The sequence below is a fragment of the Agrobacterium larrymoorei genome, assembly GCF_037722385.1.
GTDB classification, from domain to species: domain Bacteria; phylum Pseudomonadota; class Alphaproteobacteria; order Rhizobiales; family Rhizobiaceae; genus Agrobacterium; species Agrobacterium larrymoorei_C.
Genome location: NZ_JBBKAQ010000001.1, coordinates 898496 through 921561 on the forward strand (window position 1 = coordinate 898496; position 23066 = coordinate 921561).

Here is a 23066-nt window from a genome sequence, read left to right on the forward strand (position 1 = left end):
GAATGAGACTGGGCTTACTTCACTGCGCCGGCCGTAAGGCCGCGGATGTAAAAGCGCTGCAAGGTGACGAACAGAATGAGGCAGGGGATCATCATCACGGTCACGCCGGCCTGCACGGCGCCCCAATCGACCGAGCCATAGTGACCTGATCGCACGGCGGTGACGAGAACGGGAAGCGTATAGCGATCCTGATCGGTCAGGAAGACAAGCGCGGCAAGGAACTCGTTCCAGGCATTGAGGAAGGCAAAGATGCCAACCGAGACGATGCCGGGCAGGACGAGCGGTCCCGATACATAGATGAGCGAACGTAATCCCTTGACGCCATCGACGCGCGCCGCCTCCTCGATCTCTTTCGGCACCGCGTCGAAAGCGTTGCGCATCATGAAGACCGAGAATGGCAGTTGGAGCGTGACATAGATCAGAACGAGGCCACTCAACGTGTTCTGCAGGCCGAGCTTCGCCAAAATCAGGAAAAGCGGCGTCAAAATCGACTGAAACGGCACCATCATAGTCGATAGGATCAGCAGGAAGGCAAGTGACTTCAGTGGAAAACGGAACCTGGAAAAGCCGTAGCCGGCGAAGACCGAGATCAAAATCGTCAGGATTGCCGTTCCCGCCGCCACGAACAGGCTGTTGCCCGCATAGTGCAGGATACCCGAACCGAAATCTTCCAGCCTTTGATAACTGCACAAGCAAAGCCCGCTTAAGGAAAACAAGCCGCTTCCCGCGGATGGTTGGGCGTGGAAGGACGCGATCAGAACAAGCACAATGGGTGCGAGAAAGAGCAACGCGATCAGAATGCAGGTCACATGAAACAGGATTTTGTAGCGCCTCGTCTGGCCCGACCTGCGGCGATAGGCGGGCATCGTTGTCATTGCGTCTAGAACGGTCATCTCGGTTCCTCCTCACGCAAGAGCCTAAGCTGAATGGCGCTCAGCACGAGCAGGATAACCAAGAGCACCATGGAGAGTGCCGCGCCATAACCGAGGCGAAAGGACACAAACGACTGGCTGAAAATCCAGTAGACGGCCGTCACCGTGCTGTTCTGTGGTCCCCCTGCCAGGATGATGTAGAACTGATCGAAAGCCAGCATAGAGCCCGAGACGCATAGGATGAGCGCCAGTGCGAAAGGCCGACGCAAGAGCGGCATGACGATAAAGCGGAACCTCTGAAAGGCATTGGCGCCATCGATCCGGGCTGCTTCTATGAAATCGGTAGGAATGGCCTGCAGCCCGCTCATCAGGATGACCATGTAAAAGCCGGCCATCTTCCAGAGCACCATCGCGGTGACGGACCAGAAGGCTGGCGTGAATGTTGCGAGCAAGTTCACGCGACCTTGGGTCAATCCCAGCTCTTCGGCGAGCGGGGAAAAAAGTCCGGTATCGACATTCGAAAGCCAGCTCCACAACAGACTGGCCGAGGCGAAGCCGATGACCACCGGCATGAAGAAGGCGGTGCGGTAGACGCCTGAGAACGGGCGATCCTTTTCCACCAGCAGCGCCAGCGATAGACCGAGAGCCAGAAGTCCGATCGTGGCAGCGATGGTGTATCGAATGGTGAAGGCAAGCGCGTTCCAGAAGTTTCTATCGTTCCAGAGCGCCTTGTAGTTGCCAAATCCGATCCAGCGGGGCAGCCCCAGGAGCGGCCAGTTGTGAAGCGACATCCACGCCGTCATGCAAAGCGGCAAGAGGAAGAACACCAGCACAAGTGCGAGCGCAGGCGCAACGTAAAGCAGACCCTTCCAGTCACGGCGACGCTTGCGCCGAGGGCGCAGATAAGCGTTCGGCGCGCCTCCAGCGGGCGCCGTTGTTTGGTCCGACATGGGATCGTTCCTCCAATGGCATCAACGAGGCGGAGATAAGCCTCCGCCTCTTTGTCTTTCGCTCCGGTCAGGGTGCGGTATCGACGATCGACTGCATTGTGCTTTGGGCCGTCTGGATCGCAGGTTCGATCGAGTCCGGCGTTCCGAAGAATGCCGTATTCAACATGGTGATCCAGGGACCATTGGCGGAGTTGAACAGGTCGTTGAAAACCGTCGTGTACGGCGTTTTACCTTTCGCCATTGCGTCAGCGGCGATGAGGTAGCGTGAGTCGAGACCCTCAAGCGCCTCCTTGGCGATGTCGCTGCGGATCGGCAACGAACCATTGCGTGCGAGAAGTTTCTGACCTTCCAGCGAATAGGAGAATTGCAGGAATGCCTTCACCGCTTCCATTTTCTTTGTGCCTTTCGACACGACGAAATTGTCGCCTCCCGCAAAGGAAGAGGAACCGCCATCCTTACCGGGAAGCGGCGTCACGCCATATTCAAGGTCGGGACTTTGTGTCGCAAGAGCGCCGATCGCGAAGGAGCCGGACGGCGTGATGCCGATCTTGCCCGTAGCGAAAGCGGCGAAGAAGTTCGAGCCGGTATCTGTCTGCGCACCGGCAGGGACGAGCTTGTCACGCACCATGCCCTGATAAAATGCGATAGCGTCGCGCATTTGGGGCGTATCGAGCGTGACCTGACGGCCATCTGCCGAAAAGATATCGGCGCCAGACGCCCAGATCAGAGGCGTGAAGGTGAAGATGTTGCAGCCGCCGCAGTTGCCGGAGAAGTAAAAGCCTTTAATGTCGCCTCCTAGCGCATTGACTTTCTCAGCGTCGGAGCGAATTTCCGCCCATGTTTTCGGGCCCTTTTCGGGATCCAGGCCCGCCTGTTTGAACAGCTTCTTGTTCCAGATCAGAACGGAGCCATCTGCGGAGAAAGGCAAGCCGTAAATATGATCCTGATAGGTCCCTACGGAGATATGCGCTTTCGACAACGCGTTGAAATACGGGAGCGATTTTGCGAAATCGGTTAAGTCCTCCAGCTGACCCGCTGCGGCAAAGGCCGGCGTGTAGATCAGATCGAGCGACAGGGCATCTGGCGCCGTGCCGCCTGCCGTCGCAACCGCGTATTTCTGCACCAGTTCGTTTACGGGAACGATCTGTAAATCCGCGTGGTGTTCCTTCTGACTGGCGTTGAATGCATCGACAAGCTTCGGCATGAAGGTTGAGCTGTCGGAGCGGGTCCACAGCGAAAAATTCTCGGCGTTGGCTGTTGCGGGCAAGGCAAGTGCGGCAGCCACAAGACCGCTTAGCCCGAATATCCAATGTCTCATGTCCATTCTCCTCCCGAAATGCGCCGATGCGGCGCTGTTGCATTTTCAATCAGAACTGCTGATAGACGCTCCGCATGACTCCCGGACCATCAGGTGGCAGGCAAGTCGACGTTGGCCAGCCTCCACCGGCTTCCCGTCGATCAAATCAAGCAAAGTTATTCCCGCCTGACGGCCAAGCTCCTTGAGAGCCATGTCGACCGTCGTCAGCGGCGGTCGCGTCGCTGCGGCAAAGATCTCCCAGTTATCGAAGCCGACGACGGCGATGTCTTGCGGAACGCGAATGCCGGCGAGCGTCAGCGCATCGATAAGACCTCGCGCGATCTGGTCATTGCCGCAGAAGACGGCATCTGGTCGATCGGCAACCGGCATGGTTACGAAGCGCTGCCCGGCTTCATATCCGAAGCCTTCGGACCACTCGCCGGACAGCGCTTCCTCGAAGCAGGGGAGTGCTGCTTCGGATAATGCCCTTCGCCAGCCCTGCTCTCTTAGGCCGACAGCACTGAAGCTCCTGGGGCCGGTAATATGTGCGATACGCTTGCGACCCAGCCCGACGAGATGAGAGACCGCCGCGTAAGCACCGCCCTCATCGTCCGGCACAAAGCCGATCGCACCCTCGGGGCACGCCGCATTCACATAGACAACCGGCATATGCACAGTGGGAAGATCTACTGGCAGAACTCGGTCGACGCGCTTGCCAGACACCACCAAACCATCGACACGCTTGTCTTCCATTGCTTCTATATTGGAACGAACACGTTCGGGATCGTCATCGATGGCGCAGAGGAAAACTGAGACGCCGCGATCCGCCATTGCGACGGAAAGGCCTGCGGCAATCGGCAAGGTGAAGCGACCGTATGTATCATTGGTCAAAAGGCCAAGCGTGAAGGACCGCTGACCCACAAGTGCGCGTGCCATGGCGTTTGGACGAAATCCCATTTTTTGAGCAACGGCCTGGATGCGCTCGCGAGTTTCTCCAGACATCCGGCCGCGCTCATTGAGTGCCTTCGATGCCGTAGAAATGGAAACACCAGCTTCCGCTGCAACATCCTTGATCGTAACGCGCGAAGACGCATCCTGTACGTTCGCCAGTGCTTCAGCTTGCGCCCCTGCTCCACTCTCGATCATCGAAAACAACCTAATGAGAAAACGTTTTCTCAAAATAGGGAAAACGTTTTTTCTGTCAAGCGAGAATCTGTTCGATTTCCAGATTAGGCGTGCACCAGAGCAACAGCCAGTTTAGGGGGAGCTGCCTGCGTAAGCTTACGATAGTTGTCGATCGGAGCTAAAGTGCCGCAGAGATCGACCGGGTAATGCGGCAACACTACCGCGATGCCTCGCGGATTTTGCCGCCCGTACGATCCATCGGCTTGTCGCGAAAGCGGGCCGTAAATGACGGTGCAGGCGCAGACCACCTGCCCGTCATCGGCGCCTCAAGACTTTAGAAGCGTATCTCATACCAAAGCCTAGAACCTGCCGTACCGCCGACAAGAGGGTGTCAGGTATAACAACGCCAACAAAGCGATCGTAATCTCCGGCGTTATCTGCGGATCGATCTGGCAATCTATCTCGTAGGCGCCATCACGTGCCGCCGGCACGTCGTCCAGCCACCGTTATCGAACTGGCTGAACCACCGGCGTCGATCATGGACTGTCCGGCTTGTCCCAGCCGGACAAATCAAGCAGGTATTGCTGCTTCTCAGACGATCCCGCCTGAGCCGCCGCGCTGTGAAGGCCGCCCACCTGCAACCTGTTTGCGATAGCCGCTGGCGCGGTAAGTCGCGATGGGGTCGATTGCCGCACCGGCCCTCTTTCGTGCTTCAGCAAGAATGGCCTCGACATCCGTGCGATAAGCGCGCTTCAGCGTATCGGACGCCATGAGCGCATCGTTCTCCTGCTGGAAACCTTCGAGCGCCTGGCGGTCTACGAGCAACGCCTGCGCGTAGGCCCGGCGGATTTCGTTGGCGCTGGAGATCAGGCTTTCGATTGGATCTGTCACATTGTGCGACTGGTCGATCATATGAGCTGGATGGAATTGTTTCACGCCGCGATGCTCTGCATCCACCAGCTCGTTGAAGACGAGGAACAGGCGATAGGGCTCGATGGCGCCCGCATCGAGATCGTCGTCGCCATACTTGCTGTCGTTGAAGTGGAAGCCGCCGAGCTTGCCGAATTGGATCAGGCGGGCGACGATCATTTCGATATTGGTGTTTGGCGCGTGATGGCCAAGATCGACGAGGCAGAAAGCCTTCTCGCCGAGGGTGTTGGCGATCAGGTAATTGGTGCCCCAGTCCTGCACGACGGTAGAGTAAAAGGCTGGCTCATACATCTTGTGTTCGGAAAAAATCCGCCAATCATCCGGCAGTGCCTTGTAGATGTCGGCCATTCCGGCAAGGTATCGCTCGAAGCTTTTGGTGAAGTTGCTCTGCCCAGGGAAGTTGGAGCCATCGCCGATCCAGACCGTCAAGGCTTTGGAGCCGAGTGCCTTTCCGATCTCGATGCATTCGATGTTGTGATCGACCGCCTGCTGGCGCGTTGCAGCATCCGTGTGGCTCAACGAACCGTATTTGTAGGAATACTGCTGATCCGCACCGTCCGAAAAGGTATTGGAATTCATCGCATCGAAGCCGAGGCCAAGAGCGTTGGCGTGCGACTTCAGCCTTGCAGGATCTTCCTTATCCCACGGGATATGGAGAGAGACGGTGGGCGTGGCGGCCGTCAGTTGGTTGATGACGGCGCAGTCGTCCAGCTTGTCGAAGATGCCGCGTGGTTCTCCAAGTCCTGGAAAGCGGGCAAAGCGTGTGCCGCCAGTGCCAACGCCCCAAGAGGGAACGGCGACGAAAAATTCGGCGACCTTGGTCGTAATCGCATCGATATCGATGTCGCGGCGCGCCAGATGCTCACCAAGGGCGGCATAGTCTGCTTCATGCGCCTTTACACGCTTCTCGTTCTCGCGACCGACCACATCCGCCGCAATCCTTAGTTCCGTCATTTCGTCCTCCCTCTGACCCACACCCTCTTCAAGCTGTCCTGCGCCCTCATCACAGCGGGTCGCGGTATCAAAGCTCGATTGTGGCCTTCATTGTTGTTCTGAACTCATTGGCCGAAATTAGAGAGACGCCCGCACTGCACATGCGGGCGTCTTGTGCCTTAACGTGTGAAGCTCTGGGCGTTGCCGGCGTCGACGTTGATGATGTTGCCCGTCGACTTGGCAGATGCGTCTGACGCCAGGAAGAAGATTGCTTCGGCAATATCTTCCGGGAAGACGTTCAGCTTCAGCATGGAACGCTTACGGTAATGTTCCTCGAGATCGTCCACCTCGATCTTGGAGGATGCCGCACGCTGCTCGCGCCACTCACCGTTCCAGATCTTCGAGCCGCGTAGAACCGCGTCGGGGTTGACAGTGTTGACGCGGATGCCGGCATCGGCACCTTCAAGCGCCAGGCAGCGGGCAAGATGAATTTCAGCGGCCTTCGCAGTGCAATAGGCAGATGCGTTGGGCGAAGACGCCAGGCCGTTTTTGGATGCAACGAAGACGACATTGCCGCCGAGCTTCTGACGTCGGAAGAGACGGAAGGCTTCCCGTGACACAAGGAAATAGCCCGTGGCCAGAATGTCGATGTTCTTGTTCCACATGGCAAGCGTGGTGTCTTCAACCGGGGCAGACGAAGCAATGCCCGCATTGGAAACAAGGATGTCGATGCCACCAAACTCGACACTCGCTTCGGCGAACGACCGAAGGACGGCATCTTCCTGGGTGACGTCCAGCTTGACGGTACGAACGGCATCAGCGCTGAACCTCTTTTCGAAATCACCCTTGGTGTTGTCGAGCGCGCCCTCATCGATGTCGGCAAGCACGACGCATGCGCCTTCACTTGCAAGCCGCTCTGCCGTGGAGCGGCCGATACCTCCGGCCCCTCCGGTAATGAATGCCACTCTTCCCGCCAGGCTTTTCGGCTTCGGCATGCGCTGAAGCTTCGCTTCTTCCAGCAGCCAGTATTCGATGTCGAAGGCTTCCTGTTCCGGCAGTCCCTGATACTCCGAAACGGCGGAGGCGCCACGCATCACGTTGATGGCGTTGACGTAGAACTCACCGGCAATACGCGCCGTTGCCTTGTCTTTGGCGAAGGAGAACATGCCGACGCCTGGAATGAGGAAGATCACCGGGTTCGGATCGCGCATCTTCGGCGAATTGTCGTGTTTGCAGCTTTCGTAGTAGCGGCTGTAGTCGGCGCGGTAGTCTTGCAGTGCCTGATCGAGGCCTGCGAGCAACGCGTCCACATCGGGTTTCGACGTATCCAAATCGAGGATCAGGGGGCGGATCTTGGTGCGCAGGAAGTGGTCGGGGCAGGATGTGCCAAGCGCGCCGAGCGGCTTCAGTTCCTTCGAGTTGACGAACTCCAATACGGCATCCTGATCGTCGAAATGACCAAGCTTGCGCTCGTCCTTCCCGATCCGCCCGCGAATTTCGGGCATCAGGCGCGCAGCAATGGCCCGTCGCTCTTCCTTAGGCAGCGTATTGGCGACTGTACCGCCGAAAATCGTCTTGCCTTCCATCTTGGCGGCGAACCACTCGATCGCCTTGTTGATGATCGCAAGCGTCAACTCGTAACAGGCCTTCGCATCATTATCCCACGTGAAGAGCCCGTGGCTTTCCAACACGACGCCCTTGACGCTTGGGTTTGCCTTGACGAAAGCTTCAAGATCGAGGCCCAGCTGGAAGCCTGGACGCCGCCATGGCAGCCAGCCGATCTCATCGCCGAAGACTTCTCTCGTCAGTTCCCGGGAATTCTTCGAAGCGGCAATCGCAATGATGGCATCCGGATGCATGTGATCGACATGATCGAAAGGCACGAAGCCGTGCAATGGGGTGTCGATGGACGCGGCACGCGGATTGAGATTGAAGGTGCAATGCGGTAGGAAGCCGACCATACGGTCTTCATCTTCCACGCCGCGGTAAATGCCTTTCAGCGCCTCCAGCTTTTCCATGTAGAGGGTGGCGAAACCGTCAAGCTTGATCGTGCCGACATCGCCGCCAGATCCCTTGACCCACATGACACGGACTTTATTGCCGGTGAGCGGGTCGGTCTCCCAGACTTTGGCAGAGGTATTGCCGCCACCGTAATTGGTGATCCGTTTGTCCGCGCCGAGCAGGTTGGAGCGATAGAGCAGCTTTCCCGGCTCATCCAGTGTTGCTGCATAAGCGTCGTCCCAGCGATTTTCGAGAAGACGGGTTTGTCCCATCGCAGTATCCTCCCACGTCGATTATCGCGAGTCTCCGATGGACCCGCCTCCCATTACAGGCAGATATCGCGCATCTAAAAGCGTCATGTCAATCAAAAACGATCATGAATTTTCATTGTGCGCCGCAACATTGATATTTTTGATCGAACTTGATTGACAACAGAAGAAGTTTACGAAAGATTGCGATCAGGAGGACCCCATGTACGAGAGCGAACGCCATCGCATCATCTTGAGCGCCATACAGGAAAAGCCTGTTGTGACGGTGCAGGATATTGCCGAGCTGACCGATGCGTCGGAAGCGACAATCCGGCGTGATATTGCCTCGCTTCATGTTCAGGGAAAACTGCGCCGAGTGCGCGGCGGCGCCGAAGCGGTACATCCGCCACAGCTTGGAAACCTGGCGGCACGTCCATTCCGCGTGTCAGAATCGGTCAATATCGATAAGAAACGCGCAATTGCACGCAAGGCCGTCGATTTGTGCGAGGAAGGTGACGCCATCATCATCAATGGCGGGACGACGACCTTCCAGATGGTGCATTACATGTCGGCCCGGCGCCTGCAGGTTATGACGAATTCTTTCGCCATTGCCGAGCATCTGGTGAAGCACTCGAAGTGCAATGTCAGCGTACCTGGTGGCGCGATCTATCGCGACCAGAGTCTGATCCTGTCGCCTTTTGAAAATGACGCGATCCGCAATTTCTATGCGCGGCGTATTTTCATCGGCGCGCAGGGCGTGGGCGCGCTCGGCATCATGGAATCCGATGCAATGGTGATCCAGAGTGAGCAGAAGCTGATGCGCCAAGCAGAGGAACTGATCGTTATGGTCGATTCCTCCAAGTTCCGCAAACGCTCCAGCCTGATCCTGACGCCACTGGATACGGTATCGACCATCATCACCGACGAGGACATTTCAGACGAGGCCGCACGCATGGTGGAGGCCGCGGGAGTGACGCTGGTCATCGCCGGAACAGCGGCTGCGCAGGCGGAGGACAAACCGCCGACAGAGGAGGATTCCGCTTCGGTTGCTTGAGGAGCACCGAAGGGAAGGTTTTAACGGGAGGAAAAGGGAATGAAGCTAACACGTAGAAAACTGACCCGCGCGCTAGCGCTCGGTGTAGCGCTTGGTGTTGCCGGTATTGGCAGCGTCGCCCAGGCGAAGGACATGAAGATCGCGCTTGTGGTCAAGTCGCTTGGCAACGGCTTCTTCGAGGCGGCCAACAAGGGCGCGCAGGAAGCTGCCAAGGAACTTGGCGGCGTCGAGATCATCTATACCGGCCCGACGACGACCACCGCAGAAGGCCAGATCGAAGTCATCAACTCGCTGATCGCCCAGGGCGTCGATGCGATTGCGATTTCCGCAAACGATCCGGACGCTGTGGTTCCGGCGCTGAAGAAGGCCGCCCAGCGTGGCATCAAGGTTATTTCCTGGGATTCCGGTGTAGCGCCTGCAGGCCGTATCCTGCAGCTCAACCCTTCCTCCAACGCGCTGATCGGCAAGATGTGCTTGCAGCTTGCAGCGGATCATCTTGAAGGCGGCAAAGGCGACTTCGCCATCCTTTCGGCCACCACCACCTCCACGAACCAGAATATCTGGATCGAGGAGATGAAGAAGCAGTTGAAGGATTTCCCCGGCCTTAATCTCGTCACCACCGTCTACGGCGACGACTTGGCCGACAAGAGCTATCGTGAAGCGCAAGGTCTGCTGACCTCTCAGCCGAACGTCAAGGTGATCGTTGCCCCGACGACGGTTGGCGTCCTGGCCGCATCTCAAGCCGTGAAGGATGCAGGCAAGATCGGCCAGGTCTATGTCACGGGCCTTGGCCTTCCGTCTGAAATGGCCGGCGCGATCAAGTCCGGCGCGACGAAGGAATTCGCCATCTGGAACCCGATCGACCTTGGCTATTCTGCGACCCAGATCGCCTACCACCTCGTCAAAGGTGACGCCGACGGCAAGCCCGGCTCGGAAATAGAAGCCGGCCGCATGGGCAAGATCAAGGTTGGCGAGAACAGCGAAGCCGCAATGGCCGATCCGTTCGTCTACGACGCAAAGAACATCGATCAGTTCTCCAAGATTTTCTGATCTTTAGGGCAATCTCCCGGCGGCACCGATCGCCGGGAGATGTTTCCAAAATCCCTCAGTCGACGTCATCCTCGGGCTTGAACCAAGCATCGATCATGCATGCCCAATGATTGCATCAGCAAATCCATCGGGATGCCGTTGAGTGAAGGCTTTGCTTCTTGTGCTCGATCATGAGTACGCAGGTCCGTAAGAAAATGGCAGTAGAGACAATGACCGAAACGGCAGCGCTTTATGCGGCTCAAGAGGAACGCTTGAACCCCGTTCTGGAAATGCGCCGCATCAGCCAGATTTTTCCAGGCGTGAAGGCCCTGGATAATGTCGATGTCCAGCTGTATTCCGGGCAAGTAACCGCACTGATTGGCGAGAATGGCGCGGGCAAATCCACGCTCGTTAAAATCCTGACCGGTATCTATCGGCCCAACGAAGGCGAAATTCTGCTGGACGGCAAGCCCGTGCAGTTTCAGAGCGCACAGGATGCGATCGATGCTGGTGTAACCGCCATCCATCAGGAAACGGTTCTGTTCGACGAGCTTTCCGTTGGAGAGAACATCTTTCTCGGCCATGCGCCGAGGGGTCGCTTCGGACTGATCGATTGGAAAACGATCAACGAGAAATCCCGGGCCCTGTTGGAGCGGCTGGAAAGCAAGATCGATCCGACCATTCGACTGAAAGACCTTTCAATTGCACAGCGCCATCTGGTCGCCATTGCCCGCGCCCTGTCGGTCGAGGCGCGCATCGTCATCATGGACGAGCCGACGGCAGCTTTATCCCGCAAGGAAATCGACGATCTTTTCCGCATCGTCGAAAACCTGAAGCGGCAAGGCAAGGCGATCCTGTTCATCAGCCACAAGTTCGACGAAGTCTATGAAATTGCAGAGAATTATGCCGTCTTTCGTGACGGACGCATGGTGGGTTCCGGCAAGCTCGCCACCACACCCCAAGACGAGATCGTCCGACTAATGGTCGGACGCGATGTGAAGGACGCCTTCCCCAAGCAGACTGTGAACATTGGCGGCACCGTGCTGTCGGTGGAGGATTACTGCCACGACACCGAGTTTCGCGGCATCTCCTTCGATTTGCAGCAGGGTGAAATTCTGGGGCTCTATGGTCTAATCGGCGCCGGGCGGTCGGAATTCTGCCAGTCGCTCTTCGGCATGACCCAGCCCGCATCCGGTACACTGAAGCTTGACGGCAAGGCGGTGAAGATCCGCTCACCGCAAGACGCGATCCGAGCCGGTATCGCCTATGTTCCGGAAGAGCGCGGGCGTCACGGTCTGGCCCTGGAGATGCCAATCTACCAGAACATGTCCCTACCCTCTCTCTCCCACACATCGCGCAAGGGTTTCCTTAAAGCCGCAAACGAGTTTGCCTTGGCGCGCAAATATGCAACGCGCCTCGATCTGCGAGCGGCCGCTCTTTCCGTGCCCGTTGGAACGCTGTCTGGCGGCAACCAGCAGAAGGTCGTGATTGGCAAGTGGCTGGCGACCAAGCCGCGGGTCATCATTCTGGACGAGCCGACAAAGGGTATCGACATCGGCTCGAAGGCTGCGGTCCACGGCTTCATCAGCGAGCTTGCGGCGGAAGGTTTGTCCATCATCATGATCTCATCCGAACTGCCGGAAATCCTTGGTATGTCCGACCGTGCGATCGTCATGCGCGAAGGGCTAATGGCCGGCATATTCAAGCGGGCGGAGTTTTCGCCTGAGAAGCTGGTGCGCGCCGCCACCGGTAATGCGTGAGGGGAATTACGCATGAAGACACTTTTGAAGAACCGCGAATGGCTGCTGGCAGGCATTATCATTCTGCTTATCATCGGCTTTTCGCTTCGGTCGCCTGGCTTTGAGCGGCCCGCCAACCTCATCAACATCTTCAATGATACGTCAATCCTGATCATTCTGGCGCTGGGACAGATGACTGTTATCCTCACCAAATCCATCGATCTGTCGGTGGCGGCCAATCTGGCATTCACCGGGATGGCGGTGGCCATGACAAATGCCGCATTCCCCGGCCTCCCGCTCCCGGTGCTCGTCGCCATGGCTGTGGGGATTGGTGCGCTGCTCGGTTCGATCAACGGCATTCTCGTGTGGTGGCTTGGACTTCCGTCGATTGTGGTGACGCTTGGTACCCTCACCATCTATCGCGGCATGGCTTTCGTTCTCTCGGGCGGTGCGTGGGTGAACGCGCACCAGATGTCCCCGACGTTCTTAAACGTTCCCCGCACGCCGATCCTCGGCATACCGGTTCTGTCCTGGGTGGCGATCCTCGTCATCGTCGCCGCGTGGATCATCCTGAAGCGAACCGCCTTCGGTCGTTCAGCCTATGCGTCTGGAGGCAACCCGAATGCCGCGATCTATGCCGGCATAGATGTCGGCCACACGCGCTTCCTTGCCTTCGTCCTCTCCGGCGCGCTCGCCGGTCTTGCAAGCTATTTGTGGGTATCGCGCTATGCGGTTGCCTATGTGGATATCGCTCAAGGCTTCGAACTGGATAGCGTCGCGGCCAATGTCATCGGTGGCATTTCGATTGCGGGCGGCATCGGCTCTGTGGTCGGCGCAGTCCTTGGCGCGCTCTTCCTCGGCGTCATCAAGAATGCGCTTCCAGTAATCGGGATCTCACCTTTCGCGCAGATGGCGATCTCCGGCATCGTCATCGTGCTGGCTGTCGTCTTCAACGCGCGCGCAGAAGCACGCAAAGGCCGCATCATCTTGCGCGACAGGTCCGCCACCGAACAGAGCAAGGAGGCTGCGGCATGAGCATTGATCATTCCCAACCGCAGATGTCGCCCCGCATCATTCCGGACAAACTCGGCACACCTCTGCGTCGCATCATGGCAAGCTGGGAAGTGCTGCTGCTCGGCGTGGCGATCCTTATCTTCATCGCCAACGCGCTGGCCTCGCCGTACTTCCTCGACGCCTGGAACCTCTCAGACGCGACCTTTAACTTCACCGAAAAGGCGATGATCGCCTTTGCCATGGCGCTTCTCATTATCGCCGGTGAAATTGACCTGTCGGTTGCGGCCATTATCGCTCTTGCCTCAACTGCTATGGGTTACGCGGTGCAGATGGGTATGGGAACGCCGGGGCTTGTGGCGATCGGCATTGGAGTTGGCCTTGGCTGCGGCGCTTTTAACGGCTTTCTTGTTGCCGGACTGAAGCTTCCTTCTATCGTCGTCACAATCGGCACGATGAGCCTGTTTCGCGGTATTTCCTACATGGTCTTGGGCGACCAAGCCTTTGGCAAATATCCCGAAGACTTCGCTTATTTCGGCCAGGGCTATGTCCTCTGGGTGATTTCCTTCGAATTCGTACTCTTCGTTCTGATGGCGATCATCTTTGCAATTTTATTGCATGCGACGAATTTTGGACGACAGGTTTACGTCATCGGCAACAATCCCTTCGCCGCACGTTTTTCCGGCGTGCCTGTGGAACGCGTTAAGTTCATCCTGTTCCTGCTCACGGGCCTGATGAGCGGCATTGCCGCCGTTTGCCTCACCTCGCGGCTGGGCTCCACGCGCCCGTCGATTGCTCAAGGCTGGGAGCTGGAGGTCGTGACTATGGTCGTTCTCGGCGGTGTGTCGATCCTCGGCGGCTCCGGCACGATCGGCGGCGTGGTGATTGCCGCTTTCGTCATGGGGCTCGTCACTTTCGGTCTTGGTCTTCTTAACGTTCCGGGCATCGTCATGTCGATCTTCGTCGGGCTTTTGCTGATCATCACCATCGCCATTCCAATCGTCGTGCGCCGCCTGAAAGCCATGAGGTAAATAATGTCAGAGCTTGAGAAACACGCTTTCAAGATGACGCTCTTTGCCGGCAAGCAGGCGGAATACAAGAAGCGCCACGACGAGATTTGGCCGGAGCTCGTTGATCTGCTGCACGAAGCTGGCGTCACGGATTACTCGATTCACCTCGACCCGGAGACCAATACCCTTTTTGGCGTCCTCGCACGTCCGAAAGACCACAACATGGCGGCACTGCCCGATCATCCCGTGATGAAGAAATGGTGGGCGCACATGGCAGATATCATGGAGAGCAACCCGGACAACTCTCCCGTCGCAACCGATCTCGTCACCGTCTTTCATTTGCCATGAGGGAGCCAATCCGAACCGTTGCCGTCATCGATATCGGCAAGACCCATGCGAAACTGATCGTTGTCGATTGTGAGAGCGGCAAGGAACTGGCGTCCCGCAAGATTGCCAACAGGATCGTAAGCGGCCCTCCCTATCCGCATTACAATACGGATGCGCTGTGGCGGTTTATTGTGGAAGGGCTCGCCGAACTTAAGAGTGTGCCGGGGTATCAGGCGATCTCGATTACCACACACGGCGCGAGTGCAGCACTCTTGAGCGCCACAGGCGAACTGGCATTGCCGGTTCTGGATTATGAATTCACATTCCCTGAACACGTCGTCCAAGCCTACGAGGCAATCCGTCCGGGTTTTGCGGAGACCTTTTCCCCTCGGCTGACAGGAGGGCTAAACCTTGGTGCCCAACTCCACTATCAGCGTGAATGCTTTCCCGATGAGTTCGCCTCTGTCGCGACCATTCTCACCTACCCACAATATTGGGCGCATCGTTTAACCGGTATCGCCGCGAATGAGGCGACGTCCCTGGGCTGCCACACGGATCTGTGGCGCCCCTTCGAAGGCGTCCATTCAGAACTCGTTGCGCATCTCGGTATTGCCGACCTGATGGCGCCCATCCGCTCTGCCTTCGACGTGTTGGGGGAAACGACGCCGACCGTCACTGAGCAACTTGGCCTTCCTTCTCCCGTTCCAGTCTATTGCGGGATCCACGATTCCAACGCGTCGCTACTCCCGCATCTCGTCGGGTTCGGTCTTCCTTGCACGGTCGTATCGACCGGCACATGGGTCGTGTGCTTTGCCGCCGGCGGACAGGCGGTCGATCTCGATGAGACGCGCGATACGCTTGTCAACGTGGATGCCTTCGGCAAACCTGTGCCTTCCGCGCGTTACATGGGTGGCCGTGAATGGGAACTGGTCACCAAGACCTTAAAGACCGTCGAACCGGAAGCAGAGTGGGCAGCGCTGAGAGACGTCATAACGCAAGGCCAGATGCTGCTGCCTAGCGTCGTCAGCGGCACTGGCCCGTTTCCGGGCGCGACGGGCGGGTGGCGCAACGAGCCACAAACGGATGAAGGGCGACGCGCAGCAGCCAGCCTCTATCAGTCTTTGATGACGATGACCTGCCTCGACCTGATCGGATCGCGTGGACCAATCGTCGTGGAGGGGCCTTTCGCCGCCAACCGGGTGTTTGGGGCAGCACTCGCCACCTTATCCGGCCGAGACGTTCACGCCTCCGCCTCTCACACAGGCACGTCGCTCGGCGCCAGCTTTCTTACCGGCACGAAGTCGGATGTTCCTACCGAGCGCGTGAGCGAGAGAATTGCGGACCTGGACGCCTACGCCAGAAGGTGGCGGGAATGCCAGGGTGAGGCCCAGGCGCCACGCTCTTCTCACAGTATCAGCTCTGCTTGACGAACTCACCGTCCTTGATGATGAACGGCATGTGCTTACCTTGACCGGTCAAGACTGACAGATCGTCGAGAGGGTTGCCGTCCACGACGATCAGATCGGCGAAAGCGCCCGGGGCCACGGTTCCGAGCTTACCTTCGAAGCCAAGCGCCTTGGCCGCATCCAGCGTTGCGGACCGGATAACATCTGCGGCCGGGAGGTGTTGCCCACGAAGAACGAATTCTTCCGACTGATGCTCATGCATTTCACCGAGCAGATCCGTACCGTAGACCATCGTCACGCCGGCCTTGTGCAGCACTTTCAGAGCCTCGAAACCAGCGCTGCGAACATCCTCGATCTTGGCGACGGAGACAGGCGGCAGGCCAAGCGAGGCGCCGTCCTTTGCCAGTCGATCATAGACGATGTTGGTCGGCACGACGAAGGCACCACGCTCCTTGGCAAGCTGCGCGGTTTCCGGCGAAATCAAATTGCCATGTTCGATGGACTTGACCCCGCACTCGATCGCGCGGCGGATAGCGGCATCGGTATAAAGGTGGGCCGCCACATAGGTCTGCGCATTCTCCGCCTCTTCGACGGCTGCGAGCACCTCGTCTCTTGAAAAGCCGAGATTAGCAATCGGATCCGTCGGCGAGGATACTCCGCCATTGGCCATGAGCTTGATGAACTGCGCGCCACCCTTGACCTCTTCACGACACGCCTGGCGCACCGCATCGACGCCGTCACATATCCTTCCGAGCGCCCCCAGCTGATCGGGATAATGCTCGACCGAACGACGATTGAACCGGCCTCGATAATCGGTATGGCCCCCCGTCTGTGACAGCGCCTTGCCGCAGATAATCAGTCTTGGGCCAATAATCGTGCCCTCGTGAAGCGCTTCCACCAGACCATGATCGGCGCCGCCCAGGTCACGAACCGTGGTAAAGCCGCGCATCAGCATCGCCTTCATGATCTTGGCCGAGCGCAGCGCCACCAACGAATTCGGCAGATCCGCATTGGCGCCAAGATCGAGTTTGGTGGCGATGACATGGACATGGCCATCGATCAGACCAGGCATCAGAATCTTGCCATCCAGGTCGACCACCCGGTCTGCAGTCGCCGAGAGCGCCAGGCCAACTTCTATGATCAGATCGTCACGGATGAGCACATCTGTCGGAGCGGTCGGTTCACCCTGCGATCCATCAACGATCCGGGCGTTTTTGAGAAGAATTGAACTCATTGCATTCACTTTCGATCGATGTCTTAGGAGCGCGCACAGCGCCTCAACGCTGTTTCGCTGCCAGCAAGAAGTATGGGACCAACCACGGCGCGAGCGCCTCCGCACGGTCCAGATGACGCTCGTCATAAATCCCAGCGCGATGGGTCAGATTGATCGTGCCAATACAAGAGCCGTCGAAGACGACCGGCACGTTGATCTGCGTGCCGCCGCCAAGACTTGCGATGAGTTCATGGTCGAAAAACGCCCATTTGATGCCGTCCATATCCTTGGCAAGAAAACTCTTGTGCTGACCGATAACGTGGCGGCCCCAGGGCGTGTCAGTCATAGGCTTGCGGCCCGACACCGGATAATGCTCGGGGTCCGAGGAGTAGATGCGAACGACTTCACCACCATCGACCGCGAGCAGCGTAAAGAGCACGTGCCCCACATCGCGCTGAAAAAGCTCATCGAGAGCCTGGAAGAAGGGTGCTGGCTGATCGGGCAGCTTCATGGCCTCGTAAAGGCTGATCTCATTGTGCATATCGTGATCCTTTTGCTGATAAGGGAGCAGCTGCCGCCGCTCCCTGATGTGCCTGGATGATGTCAACGCGCGGCAAACTCTTCCGCCTCGATTTCCTCCAGCGACCGGTTCTTTGTCGGAATGCCGAGGAAGAGCACGGACATCGCACCGATGAACAGGATGACGGTCGTCATGCCGAACACGCCAGCGAAACCGCCGATCGGATAAACGGCTCCCACGAGGATCGGTGCCGCAATCCCGCCGATGCGGCCGATGGCCGAGGCGGTGCCGACGCCGGTGGCACGGATGCGCGTTGGAAACACTTCCGGCGTGTAGGCGTATTCTCCGGCGGCAACGCCATTGATGAAGAAGGAGAGTGTCATGGCAAGCGCGATGACCTGCGTATCACCGGTGGCGAAAGCAAGCGAGAGCGCCGAAACAGCGGCCAGCGCCATGTAGAGCACGATCGTATAGGGACGTCCGATCTTCTCGCAGAACCAGGCCGCGGTGAAGTAGCCGGGGATCTGCGCCGCATAGATCAGGATCGAGAAGGAGAAGCTTTTCGTCATGGTCATGCCACGCTCTACAAGCAGGCTCGGGATCCATGTCATGAAGGCGTATATGCTGAAAGTGACCGATACCCAGAGAAGCCAGGTCATGATGGTGATGCGCAGGAAGCGTGGAGACAGCAGCGCCTTGAAGTTTGCCATCAGCGAGGTATTGGGCGTTGCAGAGACCTGCGCGGCACGTTCCGGTGCAGGCAGAACGACGCCGCGCGCCTCGTATTGCTTTTCGATGCCGGTAACGATGTCATTTGCTTCCTGATGACGGCCCTGGCTTTCCAGCCAGCGTGGCGATTCCGTCAAGCCGCGGCGCCACCATAAGACCACGACAACCGGCATCGCGGTGACGATCAAAGCATAACGCCAGCCGTCGTCGGAGGCGGGCACGAGCAGATATCCGAGAACGGCCGAAATGACGAAGCCGAAGGAGAAAAAGGCTGCGAGCGAAGCCGTAAATCGCCCACGATACTTCGCACCAACGAATTCGGAGAGGAACGGCGCGATGATTGCTGCCTCGGCGCCCATACCGATACCACCGACGACGCGCAACGCGAAGAACTGGTGCCAGTCATTGACGGCAGCGCCTGCAAGACTTGCCAGGCAAAAGAGGACGAGCGCCCAGAGCATGACGTTCTTGCGCCCATAGCGGTCGCCGATCGCGCCGGCAATGAGCGCGCCGATGAGGAAGCCGACATAGGTACTGCTGGCCAGATAGCCGACCTGAAGGCTGGTGAGTTGCCACTGCGCGCGAAGCGCCGGAAGTAGAAACGCGATGATGCCTGCGTCCCAGGCCTCGAACATGTAGCCCAGCCCGCCCATCATAAGCAGCTTGTATTGAAAGCGCCCAACGGGCAGCCTCTCCAGTCTTGCAGCAGTATTATACATTTGTGGTTCCCACTATTATAGTGTGTCACCTCCGCCGCGTTGCGGATGGTGTGCGCGTCTTTTCGTCGCGCAACATTTTTTGCACAGGAATGATTATTAATGCAATATGCAAAAAACGCTGCAGACGATTTTGCGGGGACGCTCGAAGACTGGCTGCGTCATCTCGATGAGAAATTTTCGCTGACGCCAGCAGCGCACGAGGTGATACAGGCGGTGATCAACGACCCGCGGCACGCTTCTTTTGCATCCGCCGCCGAACTTGCTCAAAAGGCTGCCGTCAACGTTGCGACGATCACGCGAACCGCGCAAAGTCTTGGTTTTTCAGGGTGGCCGGAGCTTCGCCAGGAAATCCGTACACGCTTCATGAGCAAGCTTTCGGCACCTGAGGTCAGCGTCGTCCACCAACAGGAAACCGGCAATGAGCGCCCGTTCGATGCGGCCATGAACCGTCAGATCGAGCAGCTGACGGCGTTGCGTCGACGGACCGACCGCAACTCGGTCAAAGAGATTGCAAAACTTATTGCAGGCGCAAAACGAAGAATCGTCCTGGGGTCGGGCAGCTTCGCCTCCATTGCCAACATCCTCGCGCACCACGCGACGCTCTGCGGCTACCGCATGGAACTGGCGACCGACGGGGTGATGATCGCCAATGCGCTGGGTGACGTGAAGGAAAACGATGTCGTCATCATCTTCACCTTCTGGCGCCTTTACAATTCCGCGATCAGGGCTGCCGCTCAGGCCAAGGCCAAAGGCGCAACCACGTGCGTGATCACCGACGCTGCCGTGGATGCACTGGCAAAAAATGCCGACTATTTGCTCCTGGCGCCAGCAGAAAGCACCTCATTTTACGCAACCGTCGTCCCCGGCATCGGGCTTGCTGAAGCCATCTCCGCAGAGTTGGGCGCGCTCAACCCTCAAATGAGCGCGCGCTCCATCGCCGACTTCGAGGAGCAATGGCAACATCAGGATCTGCTCTTCACCAAAACAGCCCCCATGGCGGGAAAGCCGTTCGATCAGCTTTAACCCGCAAGCTGACCCCAACCTCACAGAACGGCCAGCATCCCACCATCGACATAGATGATCTGGCCGTTGACGTAATCGGATGCCGAGGAGGACAGGAAAACGGCGGTGCCGATCAGTTCTTCCGGCTTGCCCCAACGCTTTGCGGGCGTGCGCCCCTTCACCCAAGCGTCAAACTCAGGATTGCTGATGAGAGCCTCATTCATGTCGGTCAGCATATAGCCTGGGCCGATTGCATTCGCCTGAATGCCGTGCTGCGCCCACTCAGCCGCCATGGCACGGGTCAACATCTTGATGCCCCCCTTGGCGACCGTGTAAGGCGCCACAGTTGCACGCGCGAGTTCGCTGGTCAGCGAGCCAATATTGACGATCTTGCCGTGTCCGCGGGCGATCATACGCCTTGCTGCCTCGCGACCAATAACGAAAGCACTTGTGAGGTTGGTGTCGATCACCCGCTGCCAATCAACAGTGTCCAGCTCAACCATTGGCTTCCGATACTGGATGCCGGCATTGTTGATGAGAATGTCGACCGAAATGCCCTCGGCATCCAACTTCGCGAATGCCGCTTTCACCTCTTCTTCCGAGGTGACGTTGAAGGACACAGCCTCAGCCTCGTGACCAGCACTGCGAAATTCCGCGACCGTCTCTTCGACACGAGCCGGGATCGTGCCGTTGATCAGGATCCGGGCCCCGGCAACAGCGAGGCCTTCAGCCATTGCGCGGCCAAGACCGCGCGACGAACCGGTGACGAGTGCGGTGCGACCGGTAAGATCGAAAATGGAATGGTTGCTCATCGTTTCCTCCTCAAAGCGTGCTGCGGCGAACCGTCAGGTCCGACCGCTCGAAAACCTGCGGCAGCAATTCCGTGCCGAGGCCCGGTCCATCCATCGGCAGGACGAACCCGTTTTCGATCACCGGAACATGGGTGACAAGCTCTTTATACCAGCCGGTGTAAAAGGCCCGGACCGATTCTTGAATCATCGTGTTCGTCTGGGAGAAAGACGAATGGACGGCGGCGGCATAGGCAACCGGGCCGGTGCAGTCATGCGGCGCGTAGGGTCGGTGATAGGTATCTGCCAGCGACGCAATCTTGCGACCTTCGGTCAAGCCGCCGGTCCAGACCAGATCAGTCATGACGATACCGATCGCGCCAGATTCCAGCATGTCCTTATAGGGGAAGCGTGAGCCGAGCGTTTCGGAGGCACAGATGGGAACGCTTGTCGACGCAGCAAGCTCGGTGAGCGCGGACACGGAATTCATCCGGATCGGGTCTTCGTACCAGGTTGGGTCGAATGCTTCCAGCTCGCGGGCGATCCTCTTGATGGTCGGCAGGTTCCACAGGCTGTGGAACTCCACCATGATCTGCATTTGGTCACCGACCCGCTTACGGATCTGCTCGAAAGGCTTGATAGCCGCACGCAGCTGCTCGGCAGTGATATATCGACCGTCATTCTCGATGGCGGCGGGATCGAAGGGCCAGATCTTCATCGCAGAGATACCCTGCTCCCGCAGATTTTCCGCCAGCGCCCCCGCGTCCGTCATGAAGCCTTTCAGATCTTCATAAGGGCCCTCGGCATTGTCCCTGAAATTCCACGTATCGACCGGCCTGATCTTGTTGGAACGAACATAGCCGTAGCCAGCGCAGGTGTTGTAGACGGGAAGGCGATCGTGGCAGAGGCCGCCCAGCATCTGATGAACCGGCTGGTTGCACACCTTTCCGAAAATGTCCCAAAGCGCAAGGTCGATTGCCGAGGCCGCACGGTATTCTGCGCCGGTCGAAGCCTGCGCCATGGGTAAATTCACAAGCTCACGCGCATGTGCCTCGATGCGTAGGGGATCGCGTCCCAGCAAGCGCCCCGCAAGCACATCATGAATATGCGCCTCAACCGAGCCCGCGCCGTAAAAGGTCTCGCCAAGACCGATCGGTCCCGCATCGGTGTGGACGCGCACCCATAGAACGTTTGCAAACTCTTCCGTTCGCAGGGTCTCGATAGACGTAATTTTCATGCATCCCTCCCGGCATCATCCGCGTCACGACCATCACAATGATGACGTGACCGACCTCTCAGCCGTCTTCGGCAGCATTAGTAATCACGCTGGTAAAATATCACAATATGTTTTAGGCAAAACATCCACACGATAATCCACCCCCGCTGGAGCACACCGAAGATGGCCCGCAAGCAAACAAAGCCCTCGCTCGTGACAGATGAGGCGAAACCAAAACGCGCCAACAGGGTCAACTTTTTCGAACTTGCCTATGAGAGGATCGAGGGACTGCTGATCAACTGTGAGCTGAAGCCTGGGAAGCAACTGACCCTGCAGGAACTACAGGATGCCACGGGATTGGGACGAACTCCTGTTCACAACGCCGTCAGCCGATTGGCAACCGACACACTTCTGACGGTCCTGCCCCGCCACGGCCTTAGAGTGGCACCAATCGATCTTGCGCGGGAACGCCTGCTGCTGAAGCTTCGCAGAGACATGGAACGCTTCGTCGTGAGACTGGCAATCGATCGTGCCACCCTGTCCCACCGCAACCAGATGCTCCACATCGAGCATATGTTGCGCGAGCGCCGCGAGAAGATAACGCTGGACGATTTCAATGTGTTGGATCGCCGGATCGATCGGCTTTTGCTCGCTGCCGCGGACGAACCGTTTCTTGAGCATACGTTGCGACCGCTCCACACGATCTATCGTCGTATTGGCTTCATTCATCACACGATCACCGACCGAAAGGCCGATCTTTCGACAACTATCGACTGCCATCTCTCGGTGTTGAATGCAGTGGCCAACCGGCATTTGGAAACGGCACTCAGCGCTACCGACACGCTGATCGGCTTCGTCGACTCCATGTTCGCGGAGATGGAGGCCGGTATCGATCCGCGGCTGCTGGATTGCAGCATCGAGCCTATCTTCGGGTAAAAAAGAAAGGG

At 58.0% G+C, this 23066-nt stretch carries 20 protein-coding genes; 9 read left to right on the forward strand and 11 right to left on the reverse strand.

The features are described from left to right. Positions 1-14 precede the first annotated feature (14 nt). The 6 genes from WKI41_RS03960 to WKI41_RS03985 form a co-directional block, all read right to left on the reverse strand. On the reverse strand, positions 15-875 hold the full coding sequence (locus WKI41_RS03960; protein WP_340192319.1) for a carbohydrate ABC transporter permease: 861 nt from the start codon (positions 873-875) through the stop codon (positions 15-17). Positions 876-889: 14 nt separating this feature from the next. Continuing rightward, positions 890-1822, reverse strand: a complete 933-nt coding sequence (locus tag WKI41_RS03965) for a carbohydrate ABC transporter permease (protein ID WP_340192191.1) — start codon at positions 1820-1822, stop codon at positions 890-892. A 67-nt stretch (positions 1823-1889) separates the two neighbouring features. After that, the gene (locus WKI41_RS03970; protein ID WP_340192192.1) at positions 1890-3140 is read right to left on the reverse strand and encodes an ABC transporter substrate-binding protein; all 1251 of its coding nucleotides are present in this window, start codon (positions 3138-3140) and stop codon (positions 1890-1892) included. Between the two features lie 45 nt (positions 3141-3185). Continuing rightward, on the reverse strand, positions 3186-4265 hold the full coding sequence (locus WKI41_RS03975; RefSeq protein ID WP_340192193.1) for a LacI family DNA-binding transcriptional regulator: 1080 nt from the start codon (positions 4263-4265) through the stop codon (positions 3186-3188). A 570-nt stretch (positions 4266-4835) separates the two neighbouring features. Next, the gene (rhaI, locus tag WKI41_RS03980; RefSeq protein ID WP_340192194.1) at positions 4836-6128 is read right to left on the reverse strand and encodes an L-rhamnose catabolism isomerase; all 1293 of its coding nucleotides are present in this window, start codon (positions 6126-6128) and stop codon (positions 4836-4838) included. A 158-nt stretch (positions 6129-6286) separates the two neighbouring features. Beyond that, positions 6287-8380, reverse strand: a complete 2094-nt coding sequence (locus WKI41_RS03985) for a bifunctional rhamnulose-1-phosphate aldolase/short-chain dehydrogenase (RefSeq protein ID WP_340192195.1) — start codon at positions 8378-8380, stop codon at positions 6287-6289. Between the two features lie 199 nt (positions 8381-8579). Here WKI41_RS03985 and WKI41_RS03990 point away from each other — a divergent pair, with 199 nt between their 5' ends. The 7 genes from WKI41_RS03990 (at position 8580) to WKI41_RS04020 (ending at position 15953) form a co-directional block, all read left to right on the forward strand. After that, on the forward strand, positions 8580-9410 hold the full coding sequence (locus WKI41_RS03990; protein ID WP_340192196.1) for a DeoR/GlpR family DNA-binding transcription regulator: 831 nt from the start codon (positions 8580-8582) through the stop codon (positions 9408-9410). A 39-nt stretch (positions 9411-9449) separates the two neighbouring features. Next, positions 9450-10460: a rhamnose ABC transporter substrate-binding protein gene (gene rhaS / locus WKI41_RS03995; RefSeq protein ID WP_062426723.1), complete on the forward strand. Its 1011-nt coding sequence runs from the start codon at positions 9450-9452 to the stop codon at positions 10458-10460. A 209-nt stretch (positions 10461-10669) separates the two neighbouring features. Next, positions 10670-12199, forward strand: coding sequence for a sugar ABC transporter ATP-binding protein (locus WKI41_RS04000; protein WP_340192320.1), 1530 nt, complete (start codon positions 10670-10672; stop codon positions 12197-12199). 12 nt (positions 12200-12211) lie between these two features. Further along, positions 12212-13213 (forward strand): ABC transporter permease, encoded by a 1002-nt coding sequence (locus WKI41_RS04005; RefSeq protein WP_340192197.1) that lies wholly within the window; start codon positions 12212-12214, stop codon positions 13211-13213. Next, the gene (locus tag WKI41_RS04010; protein WP_340192198.1) at positions 13210-14220 is read left to right on the forward strand and encodes an ABC transporter permease; all 1011 of its coding nucleotides are present in this window, start codon (positions 13210-13212) and stop codon (positions 14218-14220) included. The genes WKI41_RS04005 and WKI41_RS04010 overlap by 4 nt, the downstream gene beginning before the upstream one ends. A gap of 3 nt (positions 14221-14223) precedes the next feature. Further along, a complete protein-coding gene (gene rhaM / locus WKI41_RS04015) occupies positions 14224-14547 on the forward strand; it encodes an L-rhamnose mutarotase (protein WP_340192199.1) in 324 nt (107 codons plus the stop codon). Next, complete coding sequence (locus WKI41_RS04020) at positions 14544-15953, forward strand: FGGY-family carbohydrate kinase (RefSeq protein ID WP_340192200.1); 1410 nt, start codon at positions 14544-14546, stop codon at positions 15951-15953. Before rhaM ends, WKI41_RS04020 begins: the two co-directional genes overlap by 4 nt. On the opposite strand, the gene WKI41_RS04025 is transcribed toward WKI41_RS04020, so the two are convergent. The 3 genes from WKI41_RS04025 to WKI41_RS04035 form a co-directional block, all read right to left on the reverse strand. After that, positions 15940-17166, reverse strand: a complete 1227-nt coding sequence (locus tag WKI41_RS04025; protein ID WP_340192201.1) for a metal-dependent hydrolase family protein — start codon at positions 17164-17166, stop codon at positions 15940-15942. The genes WKI41_RS04020 and WKI41_RS04025 overlap by 14 nt on opposite strands. Before the next feature lie 43 nt (positions 17167-17209). Further along, positions 17210-17686, reverse strand: a complete 477-nt coding sequence (locus WKI41_RS04030) for a GAF domain-containing protein (protein ID WP_340192202.1) — start codon at positions 17684-17686, stop codon at positions 17210-17212. A 62-nt stretch (positions 17687-17748) separates the two neighbouring features. Beyond that, complete coding sequence (locus WKI41_RS04035) at positions 17749-19113, reverse strand: MFS transporter (RefSeq protein ID WP_340192203.1); 1365 nt, start codon at positions 19111-19113, stop codon at positions 17749-17751. Positions 19114-19212: 99 nt separating this feature from the next. Here WKI41_RS04035 and WKI41_RS04040 point away from each other — a divergent pair, with 99 nt between their 5' ends. Next, entirely contained in the window at positions 19213-20136 is a 924-nt protein-coding gene (locus tag WKI41_RS04040; protein WP_340192204.1) for a MurR/RpiR family transcriptional regulator, read from the forward strand. A gap of 20 nt (positions 20137-20156) precedes the next feature. Here the strand turns inward: WKI41_RS04040 and WKI41_RS04045 are convergent, their stop codons facing one another. Together WKI41_RS04045 and WKI41_RS04050 are read right to left on the reverse strand one after the other, a co-directional pair. Then, positions 20157-20927, reverse strand: coding sequence for an SDR family oxidoreductase (locus tag WKI41_RS04045; protein WP_340192205.1), 771 nt, complete (start codon positions 20925-20927; stop codon positions 20157-20159). Positions 20928-20937: 10 nt separating this feature from the next. Continuing rightward, positions 20938-22140: a mandelate racemase/muconate lactonizing enzyme family protein gene (locus WKI41_RS04050; RefSeq protein WP_340192206.1), complete on the reverse strand. Its 1203-nt coding sequence runs from the start codon at positions 22138-22140 to the stop codon at positions 20938-20940. 162 nt (positions 22141-22302) lie between these two features. On the opposite strand from WKI41_RS04050, the gene WKI41_RS04055 reads away from it, so the two are divergent. Further along, entirely contained in the window at positions 22303-23055 is a 753-nt protein-coding gene (locus WKI41_RS04055; protein ID WP_340192207.1) for a GntR family transcriptional regulator, read from the forward strand. The last annotated feature ends 11 nt before the right edge of the window (positions 23056-23066 follow it).

Bases quoted from the DNA above. Each gene is read 5' to 3' on its own strand.
- WKI41_RS03960 (WP_340192319.1), bottom strand. From the start codon at position 875: ATGACAACGATGCCCGCCTATCGCCGCAGGTCGGGCCAGACGAGGCGC.
- WKI41_RS03965 (WP_340192191.1), bottom strand. From the start codon at position 1,822: ATGTCGGACCAAACAACGGCGCCCGCTGGAGGCGCGCCGAACGCTTAT.
- WKI41_RS03970 (WP_340192192.1), bottom strand. From the start codon at position 3,140: ATGAGACATTGGATATTCGGGCTAAGCGGTCTTGTGGCTGCCGCACTT.
- WKI41_RS03975 (WP_340192193.1), bottom strand. From the start codon at position 4,265: ATGATCGAGAGTGGAGCAGGGGCGCAAGCTGAAGCACTGGCGAACGTA.
- rhaI (WP_340192194.1), bottom strand. From the start codon at position 6,128: ATGACGGAACTAAGGATTGCGGCGGATGTGGTCGGTCGCGAGAACGAG.
- WKI41_RS03985 (WP_340192195.1), bottom strand. From the start codon at position 8,380: ATGGGACAAACCCGTCTTCTCGAAAATCGCTGGGACGACGCTTATGCA.
- WKI41_RS03990 (WP_340192196.1), top strand. From the start codon at position 8,580: ATGTACGAGAGCGAACGCCATCGCATCATCTTGAGCGCCATACAGGAA.
- rhaS (WP_062426723.1), top strand. From the start codon at position 9,450: ATGAAGCTAACACGTAGAAAACTGACCCGCGCGCTAGCGCTCGGTGTA.
- WKI41_RS04000 (WP_340192320.1), top strand. From the start codon at position 10,670: ATGACCGAAACGGCAGCGCTTTATGCGGCTCAAGAGGAACGCTTGAAC.
- WKI41_RS04005 (WP_340192197.1), top strand. From the start codon at position 12,212: ATGAAGACACTTTTGAAGAACCGCGAATGGCTGCTGGCAGGCATTATC.
- WKI41_RS04010 (WP_340192198.1), top strand. From the start codon at position 13,210: ATGAGCATTGATCATTCCCAACCGCAGATGTCGCCCCGCATCATTCCG.
- rhaM (WP_340192199.1), top strand. From the start codon at position 14,224: ATGTCAGAGCTTGAGAAACACGCTTTCAAGATGACGCTCTTTGCCGGC.
- WKI41_RS04020 (WP_340192200.1), top strand. From the start codon at position 14,544: ATGAGGGAGCCAATCCGAACCGTTGCCGTCATCGATATCGGCAAGACC.
- WKI41_RS04025 (WP_340192201.1), bottom strand. From the start codon at position 17,166: ATGAGTTCAATTCTTCTCAAAAACGCCCGGATCGTTGATGGATCGCAG.
- WKI41_RS04030 (WP_340192202.1), bottom strand. From the start codon at position 17,686: ATGCACAATGAGATCAGCCTTTACGAGGCCATGAAGCTGCCCGATCAG.
- WKI41_RS04035 (WP_340192203.1), bottom strand. From the start codon at position 19,113: ATGTATAATACTGCTGCAAGACTGGAGAGGCTGCCCGTTGGGCGCTTT.
- WKI41_RS04040 (WP_340192204.1), top strand. From the start codon at position 19,213: ATGCAATATGCAAAAAACGCTGCAGACGATTTTGCGGGGACGCTCGAA.
- WKI41_RS04045 (WP_340192205.1), bottom strand. From the start codon at position 20,927: ATGAGCAACCATTCCATTTTCGATCTTACCGGTCGCACCGCACTCGTC.
- WKI41_RS04050 (WP_340192206.1), bottom strand. From the start codon at position 22,140: ATGAAAATTACGTCTATCGAGACCCTGCGAACGGAAGAGTTTGCAAAC.
- WKI41_RS04055 (WP_340192207.1), top strand. From the start codon at position 22,303: ATGGCCCGCAAGCAAACAAAGCCCTCGCTCGTGACAGATGAGGCGAAA.